This window comes from Streptomyces sp. ADI95-16 (genome assembly GCF_003721495.1).
Classification (GTDB): Bacteria; Actinomycetota; Actinomycetes; order Streptomycetales; family Streptomycetaceae; genus Streptomyces; species Streptomyces goshikiensis.
Genome location: NZ_CP033581.1, coordinates 745,178 through 762,648 on the forward strand (window position 1 = coordinate 745,178; position 17,471 = coordinate 762,648).

Genomic DNA, 17,471 nt, shown 5'->3' on the forward strand with positions numbered 1-17,471 from the left:
CCGGTGTCAGCAGATCCGGGGCAGCTGCTCCCCGATCGGCAGGTCGACGACCCGGGTGCCGCCGAGGCCGGTGCGGGCCACGACCAGGCCCGGGTGTGCCTCGACCGCCTCGCCGATCACGGTCGCGTGCCGGCCCAGCGGGTGGGCGCGCATCGCGTCGAGGACGGCGTCGGCGTGCTCGCGGGGGACGAAGGCGACCAGCTTGCCCTCGTTGGCCACGTAGAAGGGGTCAAGGCCGAGGATGGCGCAGGCGTTCGCCACCGGCTCGGGCACCGGCACGCGGCCCTCGTTGATGACGACGCCGGTGTCCGAGGCGGCCGCGATCTCGTTGAGGGCGGCCGCCAGGCCGCCGCGCGTGGGGTCGCGCAGGACGTGGAGGTCTGGGGTGACCGCGAGCATGGTCTCGACGAGGCCGCCCAGCGGCGCGCAGTCGCTCACGATGTCCGCCTCGAAGCCGAGGCCCTCGCGGACGCTCATGATGGCCACCCCGTGGAGGCCGATCTCGCCGCTGACGATGACGACGTCGCCCGGGACGACGCGCTGCGGGCGCAGGTCCACCCCTTGCGGGATGAGGCCGATGCCCGCGGTGTTGATGTACACCCCGTCGCCGTGGCCGGCCTCCACGACCTTGGTGTCGCCGGTCGCGATCTCGACGCCCGCGGCGCGCGCGGCGGCGCCGATGGCCTCGGCCACCCGGGCCACCGTGGCGACCTCGACGCCCTCTTCGAGGATGAACCCGCAGGACAGGTAGGCGGCCCGGGCCCCGCTCATGGCCAGGTCGTTGACGGTGCCGTTGACCGCGAGGTCGCCGATGCCGCCGCCGGGGAAGAACAGCGGCCGCACCACGTACGAGTCGGTGGAGAAGGCCAGCCGGGCCCCGCCCAGGGTGATGGCGGCGGAGTCGCCGAGCTGGGCGAGGACCTCGCCGCCGAAGGCGGGGGCGAAGACGTGCCGGACGAGTTCGGCGGACAGCGCTCCGCCGCCGCCGTGGCCCATCACCACGCGGGGGTGGTCGCGCAGGGGGGCCGGGCAGGTCCAGCCCGTGACGTCGAGAGCGGTGTCAGACAACGGGGCTCGCCTCCAGCGGCGCGGACTCGGGTGCGGACTCGGGTGCGGTCTCGGATGCGGTCTCTGTCTGCGGCTTGCGGGCCGCCGCGATGTCCAGGCGCCGGTAGAGGTAGTACGCGGCGCACGCGCCCTCGCTGGAGACCATGGTGGCGCCGAGCGGGTTGCGCGGGGTGCAGGTGGTACCGAAGGCCTCGCACTCGTGCGGCTTGATCAGCCCCTGGAGCACCTCGCCGCTGCGGCACTCGGCCGGTTCCAGGGTCGCGATGTCCGTCACCGAGAAGCGGTGCTCGGCGTCGAAGTCCCGGTAGCGCGCGGACAGCCGCCAGCCGCTGCGCGGGATGACGCCGATGCCGCGCCAGGCCCGGTCGGTGACCTCGAAGACGTCCTCCAGCATGGCGAGCGCGGCCGGGTTCCCCTCGGGACGGACGGCGCGGGCGTAGGCGTTGTCCACGGTGTGCTCGCCGCGCTCCAGCTGGAGCACGGCCCGGCGTACGCCTTCGAGGATGTCCAGCGGTTCGAAGCCGGTCACCACGATCGGGACGCGGTGGCGGGCCGCCAGCTCCGGGTACTCGCCCATGCCCATCACGCTGCACACGTGCCCGGCTGCGAGGAAGCCCTGGACCCGGCAGCTCGGCGAGGTCATGATCGCCTCGATGGCCGGGGGGACCCGGACGTGGGAGACCAGGAGGCTGAAGTTCGGGATGCCGAGCTTCTTCGCCTGGTACACGGTCATGGCGTTGGGCGGCGCGGTCGTCTCGAAGCCGATGCCGAAGAACACCACCTCGCGGTCCGGGTTCTGCCGGGCGATCCGCAGGGCGTCGAGCGGGGAGTAGACGACGCGTACGTCGCCCCCTTCGCTGCGTACCCGGAAGAGGTCGCGGCCGCTGCCCGGGACGCGGAGCATGTCGCCGAACGAGCAGAAGATGACCTCGGGGCGGGAGGCGATCTCCAGCGCCTTGTCGATGACCTCCAGCGGGGTCACGCACACCGGGCAGCCCGGTCCGTGGATCAACTCGATCTGTTCGGGGAGGAGTTGATCGATGCCGTGCCGGATGATGGTGTGGGTCTGGCCGCCACAGACCTCCATCAGGGCCCAGGGCCGGGTGACGGTGGCGTGGATGTCGTCGAGCAGGCGGCGGGCCAGCTCGGGGTCCTGGAACTCTTCGATGTACTTCACGGCTGCCGCGCCTCCCGCTCCGACTGCTGCTCCTGCCGGCCCAGTTCCAGCACCGGCTCCTGCCGCCGGGCCGGCGCCGGCTCCGCCGGTACGCCGCCGGCCGGGTCGTCGGCCGGGTCGTCCGTGAACGGCCAGGGCTCGCCCCCGGCCGCCGCGGCCTGCTCCCACGGATCGCCGAACTCCTCCTGGAGCATGCCGAGCTGCGCGAAGAGCTCCAGGGTCTGCTTGGCGGACTCCTCGTCGAGGCGCTGGAGCGCGAAGCCGACGTGGACGATGGCATACTCGCCGACCTGGAGGTCCGGGAGGTACTCCAGGCACACCTCCTTGACCACGCCGCCGAAGTCGACGGTCGCCATCCGGGTGCCGTCCTTCTCCCCGATGTCAAGCACTCTGCCGGGTACCGCCAGACACATGGACCTCTCCTTGCTGTGGGGGTGGCGTGGTGCGCGCCGCGGCCACCATCAGCTGGCCGAGTGCCAGTCCCCCGTCGTTCGGGGGGATCCGGTGGTGGCGCAGGACGGTGAAGCCCCGTTCGCGCAGGGCGCTCGAACAGGCTGCGGAGAGCAGGGTGTTGGCGAAGACCCCGCCGCTGAGGGCGACGGTGTGCAGGTCGTGGCGTTCGCGGGCCAGGGTCGCGAGCGCGGCCACGAGAGCGGCGACCGCGGTGTGGAAGCGCGCGGCGATCAGGGCCGGCGGCGTGCCCGTGCGTACGTCGGCCACCACCGCGGCGAGGACGGGCGCCGGGTCGGCCGTGACCGGGGCGCCGGCCCCCCGCGCCGACCCGTCGCTCAGGGCGAAGGCGTAGCCGCCGGCGGCCCCGGCGGGCGGCGCCGACAGGGCCGCCGCCTCCAGCTCCACGGCGGCCTGGGCCTCGTATCCGACGAGCTGGCAGATGCCGGCGAGGGAGGAGACGGCGTCGAAGAGCCGCCCCATGCCGGAGGTCCGGGCGCAGTTGAGGTTCCGGTCCAACTGGCGGGCCAGTACGCGGAGTTCGTCGGGCGGGCAGGCCGCCACGCAGGGCAGGTCCGGCGACCACGCGATCCGGGCGGCGCGCAGATGGGACAGGGCCATCCGGTACGGGCGCAGTACGGCGGCGTCGCCCCCGGGCAGCGGTACGTAGCCGAGGTGCGCGAACCGCTCGTACCCGGTGTAGTCGGCGAGGAGGACCTCCCCGCCCCATACGGCGCCGTCGTCGCCGTAGCCGGTGCCGTCGAAGGCGAAGCCGATCACCCGGCCGCTGCCGTCGAGACCGTGTTCGGCCATGGCGGAGGCGATGTGCGCGTGGTGGTGCTGGACCTCGACGAGGGGACGGGCCCCGGCGTTGCGCCGGGCCCACCGCCCCGAGCGGTAGCCGGGGTGCCGGTCGGCGGCCAGCAGGACGGGGGTCACGCCGGTGATGGACTCCAGTTGTCGCTCGGCGCGTTCGAAGGCGTACTGGGTGGCCAAGTCGTCCATGTCGCCGATGTGCGCGGAGAGCCAGGCCTGGCTGCCCTCGCCGAGGCAGAAGACGTTCTTCAGGTCGCCCCCGGTGGCCAGGGTCGGCGGGACCGGCCACGGCAGGGTGAGGGGCAGCGGGGCGTAGCCGCGGGAGCGGCGCACGGTCAGCGGTTCGCCGTCGCAGACGCGCACCACGGAGTCGTCGCAGGGGACGTGGATGGGGCGGTCGTGGGTGAGCCAGGCGTCGGCGAGGTGGCCGAGCCGGTCCAGGGCCTCGGCGTCGTCGGTGACGATGGGCTCGCCCGACAGGTTGCCGCTGGTCATCACCAGCAGTCGCGGGCCCTGCGGATCGCCGTCCAGGCCGAGCAGGAGGTGGTGGACGGGGGTGTACGGGAGCATCACGCCGAGGTCGGGGCTGCCGGGGGCGACCCCGGGCAGCGGGGGGCCACCCGGGCGGCGGCGCAGCAGCACGATGGGCCGTACCCCGCCGGTGAGCAGCGCCCGCTCCTCGGGGCCGATGCGGACGAGGTCCTCGACGTCGGCGAGATCGCGGGCCATCAGCGCGAACGGCTTGGCCCCGCGGTCCTTGCGGCGGCGCAGCTCGGCGACGGCCCCGGGGTGGGCGGCGTCGCAGGCCAGGTGGTATCCGCCGAGCCCCTTGACCGCGAGGATCGCCCCGTCGGCCAGCAGTCGGCGCGCCTCGGCGACCGGGTCGGCGCCGGCCGTCTCGCGGGGCGGGGTGCCGGCGAGGAGGCGCAGCCGGGGTCCGCAGGCGGGGCAGGCCACCGGCTGGGCGTGGAAGCGCCGGTCGGTGGGGTCGGCGTACTCGCGGGCGCAGTCGGCGCACATCGGGAAGCGGGCCATGGTGGTGTGCGCGCGGTCGTAGGGCAGCCCGGTGACGATCGTGAAGCGGGGTCCGCAGTGCGTGCAGGTGATGAAGGGGTGCCGGTGGCGGCGGTCGGCGGGATCGGCCAGCTCGGCCAGGCAGTCGGCGCAGGTGGCGACGTCCGGGGAGACGAGCGTACGGGCCGGGCCGCCGGACCGGGAGGCGACGATGGTGAAGCCGGCGCCGCCCGCGACCGGGACCTCGCAGTGGTCGACGGCGTCGACGACGGCCAGCGGCGGGGCCTCGGCGGCGAGCCGCTCGCAGAAGGCCGAGACGGCCGCGGGGGCGCCCTCGACCTCGGCGACGACGCCGTCGGGGGTGTTGGTGACGTGCCCGGCGAGCCCGAGTCCGGTAGCGCGGGTGTAGACGTACGGGCGGAACCCGACGCCCTGCACCACGCCCCGCACGGTGACCCGGCGCCGCTGGACGGCCTCCATCAGCGGGTCTGCGCCGCGGCGGGGTGCGTGTGGCCGTGACCGGCGCCGTGGCCGTCACGGTGGTCGTGGCCGTGGTGCCCGTGGTCGTGGCCGTCGTGACCGTTGTGGTCGTGGTGATGGTGGTGGTGGCCGTGCTGCTGCCCCGCCATGACCGGCTGGTGCACCGCCGCGCCGTCGCCGACGGCCAGCGCCCGCTCCAGCAGTTCGCCCACGCCGGCCCCGGAGCGGGCCGAGGTCAGCACCACCTCCACCCCCGGGTTGACCTGCTGGACGTGCGCGCGGAAGGCCGCCTCGTCGAATTCCACCGCGGCCGCGATGTCGGTCTTCGTCACGACGACGAGGTGGGCCAGCCCGAAGGCCGTCGGGTACTTCAGCGGCTTGTCCTCGCCCTCCGTGACCGAGGCCAGGACGACGCGCAGCGACTCCCCGAGGTCGTAGGAGGCCGGGCAGACGAGGTTGCCGACGTTCTCCACGAACAGCAGCCGGGTGTCGTCGGCGAGCCATCCGTCCAGGTGCCGGCCGAGCATCCCGGCCTCCAGGTGGCAGAGCCCGTCGGTGAGCACCTGCTTGACCGGGACGCCCGAACGGGCCAGCCTCACCGCGTCGTTCTCGGTGGCGAGGTCGGCCGTCAGGGCGGCGACCGGCACCTTCCGCTGCCGCGCCAGACCGAGTTCCAGTTCCAGCAGGGCCGTCTTGCCGCTGCCCGGGCTGGACAGGAGGTTGACGACCGTGGTGCCACGGGCGGTGAGTTCGGTGCGCAGGGCGTGCGCGGTCGTGTCGTTCTTGGCGAGGACCGCCTGTTGAAGGTCGACCACACGGCACATGGTTCAGCGCTCCTCGGAGATCGGTTCGCGGGCGGGGTTCCCCGCGTGGGCGGCGGCGGGCGGGACGTGGGCAAGGCCGTCCTCCCAGCGCACGCTGAGGATCTGCAACTCGCGCCCGGAACGGAGTTCGACGTCCGTGGCCCGGCCGCACCGGGGGCAGACCAGCCGCGGCGGCATGCCGACCGCCCAGCCGTCCGTACAGGCACCGCAGTGCGCGCGGGCGGCCACGGGTTCCGTGACGAGTTCGGCGCCTTCAAGGACCGTGCCGGCGCAGGCCAGTTCGAAACAGAAGGCCAGGGCGTCGGGTACGACGCCGGCCAGTTCGCCGATCTGGAGCCGGACCGAGGTGACGGCGGTCGCGCCGCCGCTCCGGGCGGCTTCTTCGACCTGGGCCACTACGGCCATGGCGATCGACATCTCGTGCATGGGGGCTCCGTCCTGCCGGGCTTCATTAGACCGGCCGGAGGCGGGGGGCGCGCTCGGGCACGCCGACGCGCCGACGCCCCGTACGCCATTCGGCGCCGGGGCGTCACAGGGGTGCGAGCGGCGGCCCCGGCGCCGCGGGTCACATCCGGCGGATGCGCAGGTAACGCTGGATGTCCGGGAGGAGCACCGTCAGTGCGGCGGCGAGCGCGGCGGCGGCCACGCCGCCGAAGATGGCCTTCTTCATGGGGTTCTCGATTCTCCTCAGGTGGCGGCGGCGTTGCGGTCGTCCTCCGGGACGGGCCGCCGGGCCTCGTCCCGGACCAGGTCCACGATCATCCGTACGGCCTCCGGCACGGCGGCGGCCACCGGGTCGCTCAGGCCGATGCCCTCGTCCAGGCAGGCGGGTTCGCAGCCGATGACCCAGGTGCGCCGGGGCGGGGCGGCGCCGGTGCCGGCGCACAGGGTGCCCAGCAGGGCCAGCACCGCGTCCGGCGACATGTGGTGTCCGTCGAGTACGGGGCTGCCGGGGGCGATGGAGCCGGGCTCGGCCGCCTCGATCAGGTACAGCGTCCCGGGGGCGCCGCCGCGGGCGGTGGCGTCCACCAGGACGAGCGTGTCGTAGCCGTCGAGGAGCTGGTAGGCCAAGTGGACGCCGCGGACACCGATGTCCACCACCTCGACGTGCTCCGGCAGCCGGCGCCCCGGCTCCGTCAGCCGCCGGACGGTCTCGACGCCGAAGCCGTCGTCGCCGAGGAAGACGTTGCCGATGCCGGCGATCAGGATCCGGCCGTTCACCTGACCTCCAGGGGGGCTACCTCGTCGGGCTGGAAGTAGAGGAACCGGCCCTGTTCGCGGCGGATGTCGGCGCCCGGGTCGCCTTCGACGGTGACGGCGAGGTGCACCCCTCCGTCGACGTCGTGGAGGACGGCCTCGACCAGGGCGGTGTGGCCCCGGAGGAACAGGTCCTGGGCGTCGGTGCGCCGCAGGCCCGGGCGCAGCAGGACCCGGCTGCCGACCCCGACGAGGACGCCGTCGATCGGGATCCGGTCGCGGGCGGGGTCCGCGGTGTCGTCGCGCGCCGGGTCCCACCAGGGGGTGTCGGGCTTGAACACCGCTTCCTCCTCCCACAGTTCGGGGATCCGGTCGTCGGCGGGCGCGCCCGGCCCGGTGATCTCCCGCAGCGCCCGCACGGCGCCGTGGAGGCGGTCGAGCACCTCGGGGGGCATGGTGTCGGCGAGGTCGATCACGGCGGCGGCGCGGGCGTCCGTGCCGCGCGCCTCGCGCTTCTCCTGGTCGGTCAGGGCCGCGGTGCGCAGGGCGAGGATCTCGTCGATCTCGGTGGCGTCGTACATGGCCCCGATGCTCTCGGGGGCGATGGCGGGGTGGTCCTCCAGGATGATCGGGGAGGAGAGCACCACGTCGGCGCGGCCGGGTTCCCCGGCGAGCACGGGCCAGGTGTGCCGGTTGGCGCAGTCGGCGACGACGCCCTTGGCCCACTCGGGCGGGTCCGTCATGGAGAGGAAGGACCCGGCGCTGAGGCCGAGCAGCAGGTGGGCCGCGACCAGTGAGTGCGGCAGGGCGGCGTCCCGGTCGGCGCCCTGCCGCGGCGGGGTCCAGGCGCTGGTGTTCTCCACGACGGCCGTGAGCTTCAACGCCCGGTAGGGGACGCCGAGTTCCTCGGCCCGCAGGCGCAGCACCCCGTCGATCCGGGCGCTGCGCCGGACCAGGCGGCCGATCTCCCGGCCGTCGGCGTCGACGACGGGCTCGGTCTCCTCGCCGGCGGGCCGGGCGAAGGGCAGGGACACCTCCCCGGCCTCCAGCTCGGCCACGGGAACGGTCAGGTCGATCCGCTCCTCGGCGCCCTCGTCCCAGGGGACGAGTACCCGGTCGGGCAGCTGGAGCTCGGCGACCTCGGCGAACGAGCCGTCCGCACGGGCCTCTTGGACGGTGCGGCGGCGGGCGTGCAGGAAGCGGAGTTCCACGGCGAGGGTGGCCTCGCCGCGCGGCTCCATCACGATCTCGGTCCGCTGGAACGAGTGCTCTTCGTGCGCGGGGGCCCACGCGGGCGGGACGAGGACGCCGAACTGCCAGCGCAGCCGGTTCTTGGCGGCCGAGGCCCGGTACGGGTAGAGGACGTAGCCCTCGAAGAGGACGGCGTCGGCGACCTGGCGGGCGACGTCGAACCGGGAGGCGGGCAGGGAGGACGTGGTGGTCATGGCGCGGTCCTCTCGGCGGCACGCGGCAGTACGGGGCCGGCCCGGCCGGGGCCGGGGGGCGGGGGCTCGGCGAGCACGGCGGCGTCCAGGAGGGTCCGTACGGTCGCCTCCCAGGAGGCGAGCGAGTGCCGCGAGCGGAAGGCGAGCAGCTCGTCCATGGTGTCGGTGGGCAGCTTGAGCCAGCCGCAGCCGGGGAAGTGCTGCTCCATCATCTCCTTCCACACCGGGGCGGGCATCCGGTACGACGCCTCGCGGTCCCAGGGCACGGGTTCGACGTGGAAGCCCCCGGCGCCGGTGAAGGCGGTGCCGGAGAACAGCATCAGCAGGGGTGCCTCGCCGTCCTCCAGGGCGCTGAAGTAGCGGCCGGCCGCGATGTCCATGTCGTAGGAGCAGGGCACGGGCACGTCGGTCTCGATCTCCCCGGTGAAGCTGGGGACCATGACGGAGACCTGGGCGAACTGGACGGGCTGGAGGGTGGTGCCCCAGCGCGAGCGCTCCCCGAACAGGTCGTGGAGCGCGGCGGCCTCACCGGGGCCGTAGCCGCGCCGGGCCGGTTCGATGCGGATCTGGCAGCGCAGCGCGAGGGCGTGGACGCGGGTTCCGGCGGTCGCGGTGACGCGCAGCCGGAAGACGAGCGTCGGGCCGGCGGCGTACGGGTCGGCGCGCACCCCGGTGCAGGTGAAGGTGAAGTCGGTCATGGCCGGCGCTCCTCCCCCGCCGGGACCTTGGCGCGCCGTTCGACCGCTTCGAAGAAGGTCCCCAGCGCGGCCCGGGCCTCGGCTCCGCCGTCGAAGCCGGTCCACAGCATCCGCATCCGCCCGACGAGTTCGTAACAGATGTCGATCGGCACCAGGTAACACTCGGTCCGGCCCTCGGCGCGGCGCAGCAGCAGCGCCTCCACGTCGGGTTCGAGGAGCGCGGCGAGCCGGCCGGCGCCGAGTACGGTCTGCCAGGTCTCGGGGTCGAGTTCGCTCTCGGTGGCGCCCGCCGGGCTCGGGTAGAGCGCGACGAGGCGGTCGAGGGCGGCGTTGCGGAAGAAGAAGGCGACGCCGACCGGGATCTGCAGCAGTTCCCAGGCGCCGTCGTCGAGCGGGTGCCCGGGGTCGGCGAGGTAGCGGCGCGGGACGAGGCGGAACCGGCCGCCGCCGGCGCCCGGCCGGTCGAAGAGCAGGGCGCAGGCGGTGCAGGCGCAGACCAGGGAGCGCTTCTCGACCTCCACGAGGTGGCGGTGGGCGTCCTCGGCGACCGCCACCCCGCACAGCTCGCAGACCTCGGGCCGGGGCGCCCGGCGCCCCGCGAACCGCCGCAACCCGCGCGCACCGCCCGTCCCTCGACCGCCGAACGGCCCGTGCGGCCCGAACGGCCCGGCCAGGCCGGACGCACCGGCGGCGCCGGGCGTACCGGGCTGGCCGGGCGTACCGGCCGTACCGGGCTGGCCGGGCTGGCCGGACGCGCCGGGCGTACCGGATGCGCCGGATGCGCCGGACGTACCGGCCGCGCCCGGGGAGATCGGGACGCCCCGCGACGCGGCAGGGGCGTCTCCCGCGTGGAAGGCGCTCACCGCACCCGTGCCGGGGTCTGCGGGCGGGTGCCGATCTGGAGCAGCGGCGCGGACTTCGGGGCCGTTTCCAGCTCCACCACGGTCACTTCGGGCGCGAAGCAGGCCAGCGCGTCCTCGACGGCCTGTCGCGCCGCGTCGCCCGAACCGCCGCATCCGCAGCCGCCGCTCTCCTCGGTGCGCAGCCGCACGGTGGCGGTGGCCTCGTCGATGCCGAGCAGCTCGACCGGCTCCCGTACCGTCGCGAGGGCGCGCCCGATCCGGGTGGGCAGGTCCTCGGGGTTCAGGTCGTGCAGCGCCAGCAGCCCCGCCACCAGCTCGTCGTCCAGCATCCCGGACAGCGTTCCCTGCCCCATCCGCTCCACGACGCGGGCGAGCCCGGCGCCGTAGAACTCCATGAGCACCCGCACGAGTTCCTCGGCGGCCGCGCTCGCCTCCCGGTCGCCGGTGGCGGCGAGCCGGTCGAGGACCTCGTCGACCCGCCGGCCCGCCTGCCGGGCGTCGGTGACGGCGGCGCTCATCCGCCCAGCCCGCTCAGGCCGGTGGGGACGTGCATCTGCTTGACCGTCTTGCCGCTGCCGACGTACATGTGGACGCCGCACGGCAGACAGGGGTCGAAGCTGCGCACGGCGCGCATGATGTCGATGCCCTTGAAGTTCTCCGGGGTGTTCTCCTCGAAGATCGGGGTGTTCTGCACGGCGTCCTCGTAGGGGCCGGGCGTGCCGAAGGTGTCGCGGGTGCTGGCGTTCCACGGGGTCGGCGGGTACGGGTGGTAGTTGGCGATCTTGCCGTCGCGGATCACCATGTGGTGCGAGAGCACGCCGCGGACGGCCTCGGTGAAGCCGACTCCCAGGCCCTCGTCCGGGACCTCGAACTTCTCCCAGGTCTGGGTGCGTCCGGCGCGGACCTCGGCGAGCCCCTTCTCGGCGCAGTGCAGCGCGATGGCTGCCGCGTACGCCTGGAAGTACGTGCGGGCGCGGTTGCGCTCCAGCGCGTTGCTCCACTTCGGGATCTTCCACTCGAAGCGGGTCTCGGGCTTGGTCATCGTCTTCGGCAGGGTGATGACCACGCTGTGGCCGGTCGCCTGTACGTAGTCGGTGTGCACAAGGCCGGACAGGGCGGTGGACCACAGGCGGGCGATGGGGCCGCCGCCGGTGTCGAGGGCGAGGTGGTCCTTGCCGTCGAACCAGCGCGGCGACATCACCCAGCTGTACTTGTCGTCGAAGTTCCGCTTCTGCGGGGCGGGGATGGTGTGCTGGTTCCACGGGTGGCGGGCGTCGACCGGGTTGCCGAGCGGGTCGTGGGTGACGAACTTCTCCTGGCCCTGCCAGTCGTCGTAGTACGAGCTGCCGAGCAGGATGCGGATGCCGAGGTTGATCTCGGTGAGGTCGTTGGTGACCAGTTTGCCGTCCACCACCACGCCGGGGGTGACGAACATCTTCCGTCCCCAGTCGGTCATGTTGGCGTACGTGAAGTCGCAGTACTCGGGGTCGTTGAGGGCGCCCCAGCAGCCGAGCAGGACGCGCCGGCGGCCGACCTCCTCGTACCCGGGCAGCGCCTCGTAGAAGAAGTCGAAGAGGTCGTCGTGGAGCGGGACGACGCGCTTCATGAACTCGCAGTACCGCATGAGGCGGCTCATGTAGTCCGTGAAGAGCTGGACGGAGGCGATGGTGCCGACGCCGCCCGGGTAGAGGGTGGAGGGGTGCACGTGGCGGCCCTCCATCAGGCAGAACATCTCGCGCGTGTAGCGGCTCACCTGGAGCGCCTCGCGGTAGAACTCGCCCTCGATGGGGTTGAGGGAGCGCATGATGTCGGCGATGGTCTTGTAGCCGTGTTCGCCGGCGTGCGGGGAAGGGGTGCGCTCGGCGAGTTCCAGGACGCCCGGGTTGGTCTCGCGGACCATCTTCTCGCAGTAGTCGACCCCGACCAGGTTCTCCTGGAAGATGTTGTGGTCGAACATGTACTCCGCCGACTCACCGAGGTTGATGATCCACTCGGCGAGGTGCGGCGGCTTCACGCCGTACGCCATGTTCTGCGCGTACACGGAGCAGGTGGCGTGGTTGTCGCCGCAGATACCGCAGATGCGGCTGGTGATGAAGTGCGCGTCGCGGGGGTCCTTGCCGCGCATGAAGACGCTGTACCCGCGGAAGACCGACGAGGTGCTGTAGCACTCCGCGACCCGCTTCTGCTTGAAGTCGATCTTCGTGTGGATGCCGAGGCTGCCCACGATCCGGGTGATCGGATCCCAGGCCATCTCGACCAGCCCGCTGCCGTCGCCGGCCGCCTTCGTCTTCGGTGCCATCTTGTCTTCCGTGACCCTTCTTGGACTTGGGGGCGTGAACTGGACGTGAGGGACCCGGGCCGCGGGGCGGCCCGGGCCGGCGGGTCAGGTCACCAGGGCGGGCGGTAGCCGGTGGCCAGCTTCTTGCCGGCGCGGCGCCACTTCGGCTCCTGGTCCACGGTGTGCAGCGTGATCGCCCGGAGCCGGCGGATGACCATCCCGTACGCCCCGCTGGCCGCGGTGGACACGGTGGCCCCGGGCGGCTCGTCCATGAACGGCATGAACTTGTCGGGGAACCCGGGCATGGTGCAGGCGATGCAGATGCCGCCGACGTTGGGGCAGCCGCCGATGCCGTTCATCCAGCCGCGCTTGGGGACGTTGCACTTCACGACCGGGCCCCAGCAGCCGAGCTTCACCAGGCACTTGGGCGAGTCGTATGTGTGCGCGAACTCGCCCTGCTCGTAGTAGCCGGCCCGGTCGCAGCCCTCGTGCACGGTGGCGCCGAAGAGCCACGTGGGGCGCAGCTTGTCGTCGAGCGGGATCATCGGGGCGGAGCCGGCCGCCTGGTAGAGCAGGTACGTGAGGGTCTCGGAGAAGTTGTCGGGCTGGATCGGACAGCCCGGTACGCACACGATCGGGATGCCGGCGTGCGACTTCCAGTCCCAGCCCAGGTAGTCGGGCAGGCCCATGGCGCCGGTGGGGTTGCCCTCCATGGCGTGGATGCCGCCGTACGTGGCGCAGGTGCCGATCGCGACCACGGCGAGGGCCTTGGGTGCCAGCCGGTCGATCCACTCGCTGGTGGTGATGGGCTGGCCGGTCTCCGGGTCGTCGCCGAAGCCGCACCAGTAGCCCTCGGGCTTGATCTTCTCGTTGGGGATCGAGCCCTCGACGACCAGGACGAACGGGTCGATCTCGCCCCGCTCCCCCTTGAAGAACCATTCGATGAACGTGTCGGCGCCGCCGACCGGACCGCACTCGAAGTCGATCAGCGGCCAGTGCACGGCGATCTTGGGCAGGCCCGGGAGGGTGCCCGTGACGATCTCCTCGATGCTGGGCTGCATGGCCGCCGTCAGGGACACTGAGTCGCCGTCGCAGCTCAGTCCCGCGTTGATCCAGAGGATGTGGATCGGAGGGTCCTCTACCGTGCTCGGCGTTGCTGCATCCATGAGGATCGCTCCTTGGGAAGGGATGCGGGGGAGGTGGGTGGGGGCTCGCGCGTACGGAGCCGGGTGGAGCGGGGCGGGCCGGCGCCGGGGAGTTCCGGTTCCGGTCCCACCCTTCTTGCTAGCAGCCGCCCGGTGCCGGCGCCCTGTCTTGCTGGGCCGGTCCAGTGACGCCGGGCCGCCGGAAGGGGAGCGGCGCCCGGTGCCGTCCGGCCGCCGTCCTGGCCAGGTGCGGCGGGGTGCCGTCCGGGGGCTCCTTGCGTACGAAGGCACGGCGCAGCGCGTGGTACGGGGCCTGCGGGTCGAAGAAGGTCACGCGCATCCGGGTCAGCTCGGCCTCCCGGTAGGCGGCGAGCGGCCGCTCCGCCTCGTCGCGGTCGCGCCGGGCCTTCTTCGCGGCGATCCGGGACCGGGTGCCGGGCGACCGCGCCAGCAGGGCGGCGAGGCGGGCGGTCTCGTCGGCGAAGGCCCCGGGACCGCAGGCGACGGTCCGGTCGGACAGGCCGATCCGCTGGGCGGCCTCGGCGCTGAGCGGCAGGGCCTCGGCGGTGAGGCGCTCGGCGACGCCGGTCCCGGTCCGGCGGGGCAGGGTGTACGTCCAGTACTCCGAGCCGTACAGGCCCATCAGCCGGTAGTGCGGGTTGATGACGGCCCCGGCCCTGCACCAGACCTCGTCGGCGGCGAGCGCGAGCATGGCGCCGCCGGCGGCCGCGTTGCCGCCGAGGGCCGCGACGACGAGCTTGTCGGTGGTGGTCAGGACGGCCTCGACCAGGTCGTCCATGGCGTTGATGTTGGCCCAGGACTCGGCGCCCGGGTCGGCGGCCGCCTCGATGACGCCGAGGTGGATGCCGTTGGAGAAGAAGTCGCGGCCGCCGCCGAGGACGAGTACGGAGGTGGGCCGGGAACAGGCCTCCCGGTAGGCGGCGAGCAGCCGCCGGCACTGCCCGGTGCCCATCGCGCCGCCGGGGAAGGAGAACGACAGGAAGCCGGCTCCGTCGCGCTCCTCGTAGCCGATGTCGGACCAGGTGCGTACGCGCGGGTCGGGCTGCTGCGGCGCGGGGATCTCGGGCAGTGGCGGCAGCAGGTCCCCGAGGGCGAGCGCGGCGGGGAGTTTGACGGGGGCGGGACGGCCGGGCTCGCGGCGGGCCCTCAGCTCGGGGATCCACACGGCGCCGTCGCGGGTCGCCCGGCAGATCGCGCCCGCGCGGGTGGCCAGCAGTTCTCCGGGGCGGCCGCGCAGCCGGTCCTCCGGATGGCCGCCGTGCAGGTACCACTGGCCGCCCAGCAGGTCGTCGAGGACGCCGGGCCGGGAGTCGGCGGCGCGCAGCGCCCGTACGACGCTCTCGGTGGGGTCGATCCGCCAGTCGATCCGGCGGAACTCCTGGCGCAGGTAGGGCAGGGTGCGGCCGGCGCCGGGGGGCTGGGGCCGCGGGGTGTGGGTGCCGGAGGCGAACCGGTCGACGGCGAGCAGGACGGCGCTCAGGGCCGCGTCGGCGATCTCGCCGCGGTAGAGGTCGCTCTTGCCGAGGGGCGGGACGGGGCAGTCGACGGTGGCCCAGACGTCGCCCGCGTCCATGTCGGCGCCGGCCTGGAGGACGGTGACGCCCCAGCGGGTGGCGCCGCGGGTGACGGCCCAGTCGAGGGAGGAGGGGCCCCGGTCGCCGAGGGGACCGGGGTGGACGATGAGGCAGGTGTGGGCGGACCACACCTCCCGGGGCACGACCGTCTTCAGCATCGGCGCGAGGACGAGGTCCGGCCGGTGGCGGCGGACGGCGTCGGGGAGGGAGCCGCCGGGCAGGGCGAGTTCGACGGCCACGCTGTGGCCGTGGTCCCTGAGTTCGGCGTGGACGCGCTGCGTGAGGCTGTTGAACGCGCTGACGGCGAGCAGGATGTGCACTGGATCTCCCAAGCGGCCGGACCTCGGCGATCGGCAGCCGGAACACCGGAACGGGGTACGGCCGCTGGCGATCGTCGGACACGGCCGTCCGCCGATCGCCGAGGCCTACGGCGGTGTCACCCGGACGTGGGCACCGGGACGGCCACCTGGTCGATGCCCGGGTGGCCGGGGCGGTGACGGCCGGGGCGGTCCGCCGGGACCGTCCGCCGGAGCGGTGACGGCCGGGCGGTCCGCCGGAGCGGTCCGCCGGGTCAGTCCATGTCGGGGTAGTAGACCCCGGCCTTGGCGTCTGCGAAGAGCGTGAACTGGACGCGCGGCCCGGGCTCGCCGGATTCCTCGCCGTCGGTGTCCAGTTCCACCGGCTCGGCGTCCACGAGGACGTACTCCCCGTAGCCCTCGAAGTCCCCCGGGCCGTCGGCGACGCCCACGTGGATCGGCGTCTCGTCGGGCAGACCGGCCAGCGCCTCGCGGAGCCGTCCTGCGGTCCACACCTGCGGATTGTGATCGAACATGTCAGCCATGCGGCGACATTAGAGGCCGGGAAACCCGCGGGTGGCGGCGGCGCGCCGGAGCGGGGTCCAAGCCGGGCGGCGGCCTGACCCGGAAGGACCTGGAGCGTCCCGCGCGGGTCAGGCCGTACGGGTTACCAGCCGCCCGACCGGGCCCTGATCAGATGGCGGACCTCCTCGGACCGCCGGGGGCTGCGCTCCAGTTCCCCGCGCAGCGCCAGCTCGGTGCGCCGCACCACGGCCCGGGGAACCTGGACCCGCTGCCCGGGTTGCTCCGTGAACGGCCGCAACTCGGCGGCGAGGGCCTGCACCTCCCCGGACGCGCTGCGGCGCAGGAGGAGGAACACCGTGGCCAGCCAGTGGGCCGGCATCTTCACCATGAGATCGGTCATATCGGGGCAACGACGCCACGCCTTCGTCGTCACGTGGTGTCGAGCCGGGTGCGCAGCGCCTTGAACTCGCGGGCGCGGCCGGCGCAGACCACCCCCGTGAGCCGGCCCTCGTGGTGGAGGAGCGCCGTGAAGTCGAGGGCCTCCAGGTCGCCCTCCACCGTCAGGGTGCCCGGGCCCTGGGGGTGGCCGGCCGCCTGGATGTTGGTCCCGTACTGGTGGGTCCAGAACCACGGGACGGGGGTGTGGGGGGTCGGGACGCCCAGCATGCTGCGGGCGACGGCGGCGCCGTGGTCCTGGGCGTTGGTCCAGTGTTCGACGCGGCAGCTGCCGCCGTCGGCCCGGGCGGGCCGGCGGGCCACGTCGCCCGCCGCGTAGATCCCGGGGACGGAGGTCTCCCCGAACGCGTCCACGACGATCCCGTCGTCCACCTTGAGCCCGGCGCGTTCGGCGAGGCCCGTGTCCGGGGCCATGCCGACGGCGATGACCACCGTACGCGCCGACAGGGCGGCGCCCCGGGCGTCGGTGGCGACCACGAAGTCGCCCTGCCGCTCGAAGCGTTCGAGGCGGACACCGGTGCGGACGTCGACGCCGCGGGCGCGGTGCAGCCCGGTGACGGCGTCGGCGATCGCTGCGGGCAGGACGCGCCGCAGGGGGTGCGCCTCGGTCTCCGTGACGGTGACCTCGCAGCCCATCCCGCTGGCGGTGGCGGCGACTTCGAGGCCGATGAGGCCGGCGCCGACGACGAGGACGGGGCCGCCGTCGATCAGCGCGGCGCGCAGGTCGCGCGCGTCGGCGAGGGTCCGGAGCCGGTGGACCCCGGCGAGCCCCTCCGTCCCGGGGAGGTGCCGGGGGCGGCCGCCGGTGGCGAGGAGGAGCCGGTCGTAGCGGAGCGGGCTGCCGTCGTCGAGGACGAGGGTGCGGTCGGCGGGACGTAACGCGGTGACGGCCGTGCCGGTGCGGAGCTCGATGTCCTGCTCCGCCCAACTGCTCGCGGGCCGCAGCAGGCTCCGCGACGGGGGCTGCGCCCCGGAGAGTATCTCTTTGGACAAGGGCGGTCTGCGGTAAGGGAGTTCGGGCTCCTCGCCGATGAGGACGAGGTCTCCGGCGTAGCCCTCGGCACGGAGGGTGAGGGCGGCGTTGGCACCGGCGATTCCGGTGCCGACGACGACGTAGGGCTCGGGCATGATGATCTCCGCCATC

General features: G+C 73.8%; 17 protein-coding genes. All 17 read right to left on the minus strand.

The features are described from left to right. Window positions 1–6: 6 nt before the first annotated feature. Window positions 7–1,068 carry a hydrogenase expression/formation protein HypE gene (gene hypE / locus EES41_RS03780; RefSeq protein WP_123075645.1) on the minus strand — a complete coding sequence of 354 codons (1,062 nt, stop codon included), beginning with the start codon at window positions 1,066–1,068 and terminating at the stop codon, window positions 7–9. Next, window positions 1,061–2,245, minus strand: a complete 1,185-nt coding sequence (hypD, locus tag EES41_RS03785) for a hydrogenase formation protein HypD (RefSeq protein WP_123075647.1) — start codon at window positions 2,243–2,245, stop codon at window positions 1,061–1,063. The genes hypE and hypD overlap by 8 nt, the downstream gene beginning before the upstream one ends. Continuing rightward, window positions 2,242–2,658 (minus strand): HypC/HybG/HupF family hydrogenase formation chaperone, encoded by a 417-nt coding sequence (locus EES41_RS03790; protein WP_123075649.1) that lies wholly within the window; start codon window positions 2,656–2,658, stop codon window positions 2,242–2,244. The genes hypD and EES41_RS03790 overlap by 4 nt, the downstream gene beginning before the upstream one ends. Continuing rightward, entirely contained in the window at window positions 2,627–5,005 is a 2,379-nt protein-coding gene (gene hypF, locus EES41_RS03795) for a carbamoyltransferase HypF (protein ID WP_123075651.1), read from the minus strand. Before hypF ends, EES41_RS03790 begins: the two co-directional genes overlap by 32 nt. Next, a complete protein-coding gene (gene hypB / locus EES41_RS03800) occupies window positions 5,005–5,829 on the minus strand; it encodes a hydrogenase nickel incorporation protein HypB (RefSeq protein ID WP_123075653.1) in 825 nt (274 codons plus the stop codon). Before hypB ends, hypF begins: the two co-directional genes overlap by 1 nt. 3 nt (window positions 5,830–5,832) lie before the next feature. Then, on the minus strand, window positions 5,833–6,255 hold the full coding sequence (hypA, locus tag EES41_RS03805) for a hydrogenase maturation nickel metallochaperone HypA (RefSeq protein ID WP_123075655.1): 423 nt from the start codon (window positions 6,253–6,255) through the stop codon (window positions 5,833–5,835). Between the two features lie 261 nt (window positions 6,256–6,516). Further along, window positions 6,517–7,050 (minus strand): hydrogenase maturation protease, encoded by a 534-nt coding sequence (locus EES41_RS03810; RefSeq protein ID WP_123075657.1) that lies wholly within the window; start codon window positions 7,048–7,050, stop codon window positions 6,517–6,519. After that, the gene (locus EES41_RS03815) at window positions 7,047–8,471 is read right to left on the minus strand and encodes a hypothetical protein (RefSeq protein WP_123075659.1); all 1,425 of its coding nucleotides are present in this window, start codon (window positions 8,469–8,471) and stop codon (window positions 7,047–7,049) included. The genes EES41_RS03810 and EES41_RS03815 overlap by 4 nt, the downstream gene beginning before the upstream one ends. Then, a complete protein-coding gene (locus tag EES41_RS03820) occupies window positions 8,468–9,169 on the minus strand; it encodes a DUF6084 family protein (protein ID WP_123075661.1) in 702 nt (233 codons plus the stop codon). The genes EES41_RS03815 and EES41_RS03820 overlap by 4 nt, the downstream gene beginning before the upstream one ends. Next, window positions 9,166–9,780: a DUF5947 family protein gene (locus EES41_RS03825; RefSeq protein ID WP_174261792.1), complete on the minus strand. Its 615-nt coding sequence runs from the start codon at window positions 9,778–9,780 to the stop codon at window positions 9,166–9,168. Before EES41_RS03825 ends, EES41_RS03820 begins: the two co-directional genes overlap by 4 nt. 248 nt (window positions 9,781–10,028) lie before the next feature. Then, complete coding sequence (locus EES41_RS03830; RefSeq protein ID WP_123075663.1) at window positions 10,029–10,550, minus strand: hypothetical protein; 522 nt, start codon at window positions 10,548–10,550, stop codon at window positions 10,029–10,031. Next, entirely contained in the window at window positions 10,547–12,331 is a 1,785-nt protein-coding gene (locus EES41_RS03835; protein WP_008742979.1) for a nickel-dependent hydrogenase large subunit, read from the minus strand. Before EES41_RS03835 ends, EES41_RS03830 begins: the two co-directional genes overlap by 4 nt. A gap of 89 nt (window positions 12,332–12,420) precedes the next feature. Then, the gene (locus EES41_RS03840) at window positions 12,421–13,476 is read right to left on the minus strand and encodes a hydrogenase expression protein HypE (protein ID WP_073777732.1); all 1,056 of its coding nucleotides are present in this window, start codon (window positions 13,474–13,476) and stop codon (window positions 12,421–12,423) included. 118 nt (window positions 13,477–13,594) lie between these two features. Beyond that, window positions 13,595–15,370 (minus strand): hydrogenase maturation protein, encoded by a 1,776-nt coding sequence (locus EES41_RS03845; protein ID WP_254211302.1) that lies wholly within the window; start codon window positions 15,368–15,370, stop codon window positions 13,595–13,597. Between the two features lie 251 nt (window positions 15,371–15,621). Further along, window positions 15,622–15,891 (minus strand): DUF6225 family protein, encoded by a 270-nt coding sequence (locus EES41_RS03850; protein ID WP_008742983.1) that lies wholly within the window; start codon window positions 15,889–15,891, stop codon window positions 15,622–15,624. A 122-nt stretch (window positions 15,892–16,013) separates the two neighbouring features. Continuing rightward, complete coding sequence (locus tag EES41_RS03855; RefSeq protein WP_124289780.1) at window positions 16,014–16,259, minus strand: hypothetical protein; 246 nt, start codon at window positions 16,257–16,259, stop codon at window positions 16,014–16,016. Between the two features lie 41 nt (window positions 16,260–16,300). After that, a complete protein-coding gene (locus EES41_RS03860) occupies window positions 16,301–17,455 on the minus strand; it encodes an NAD(P)/FAD-dependent oxidoreductase (RefSeq protein WP_123082236.1) in 1,155 nt (384 codons plus the stop codon). Window positions 17,456–17,471: the final 16 nt, after the last annotated feature.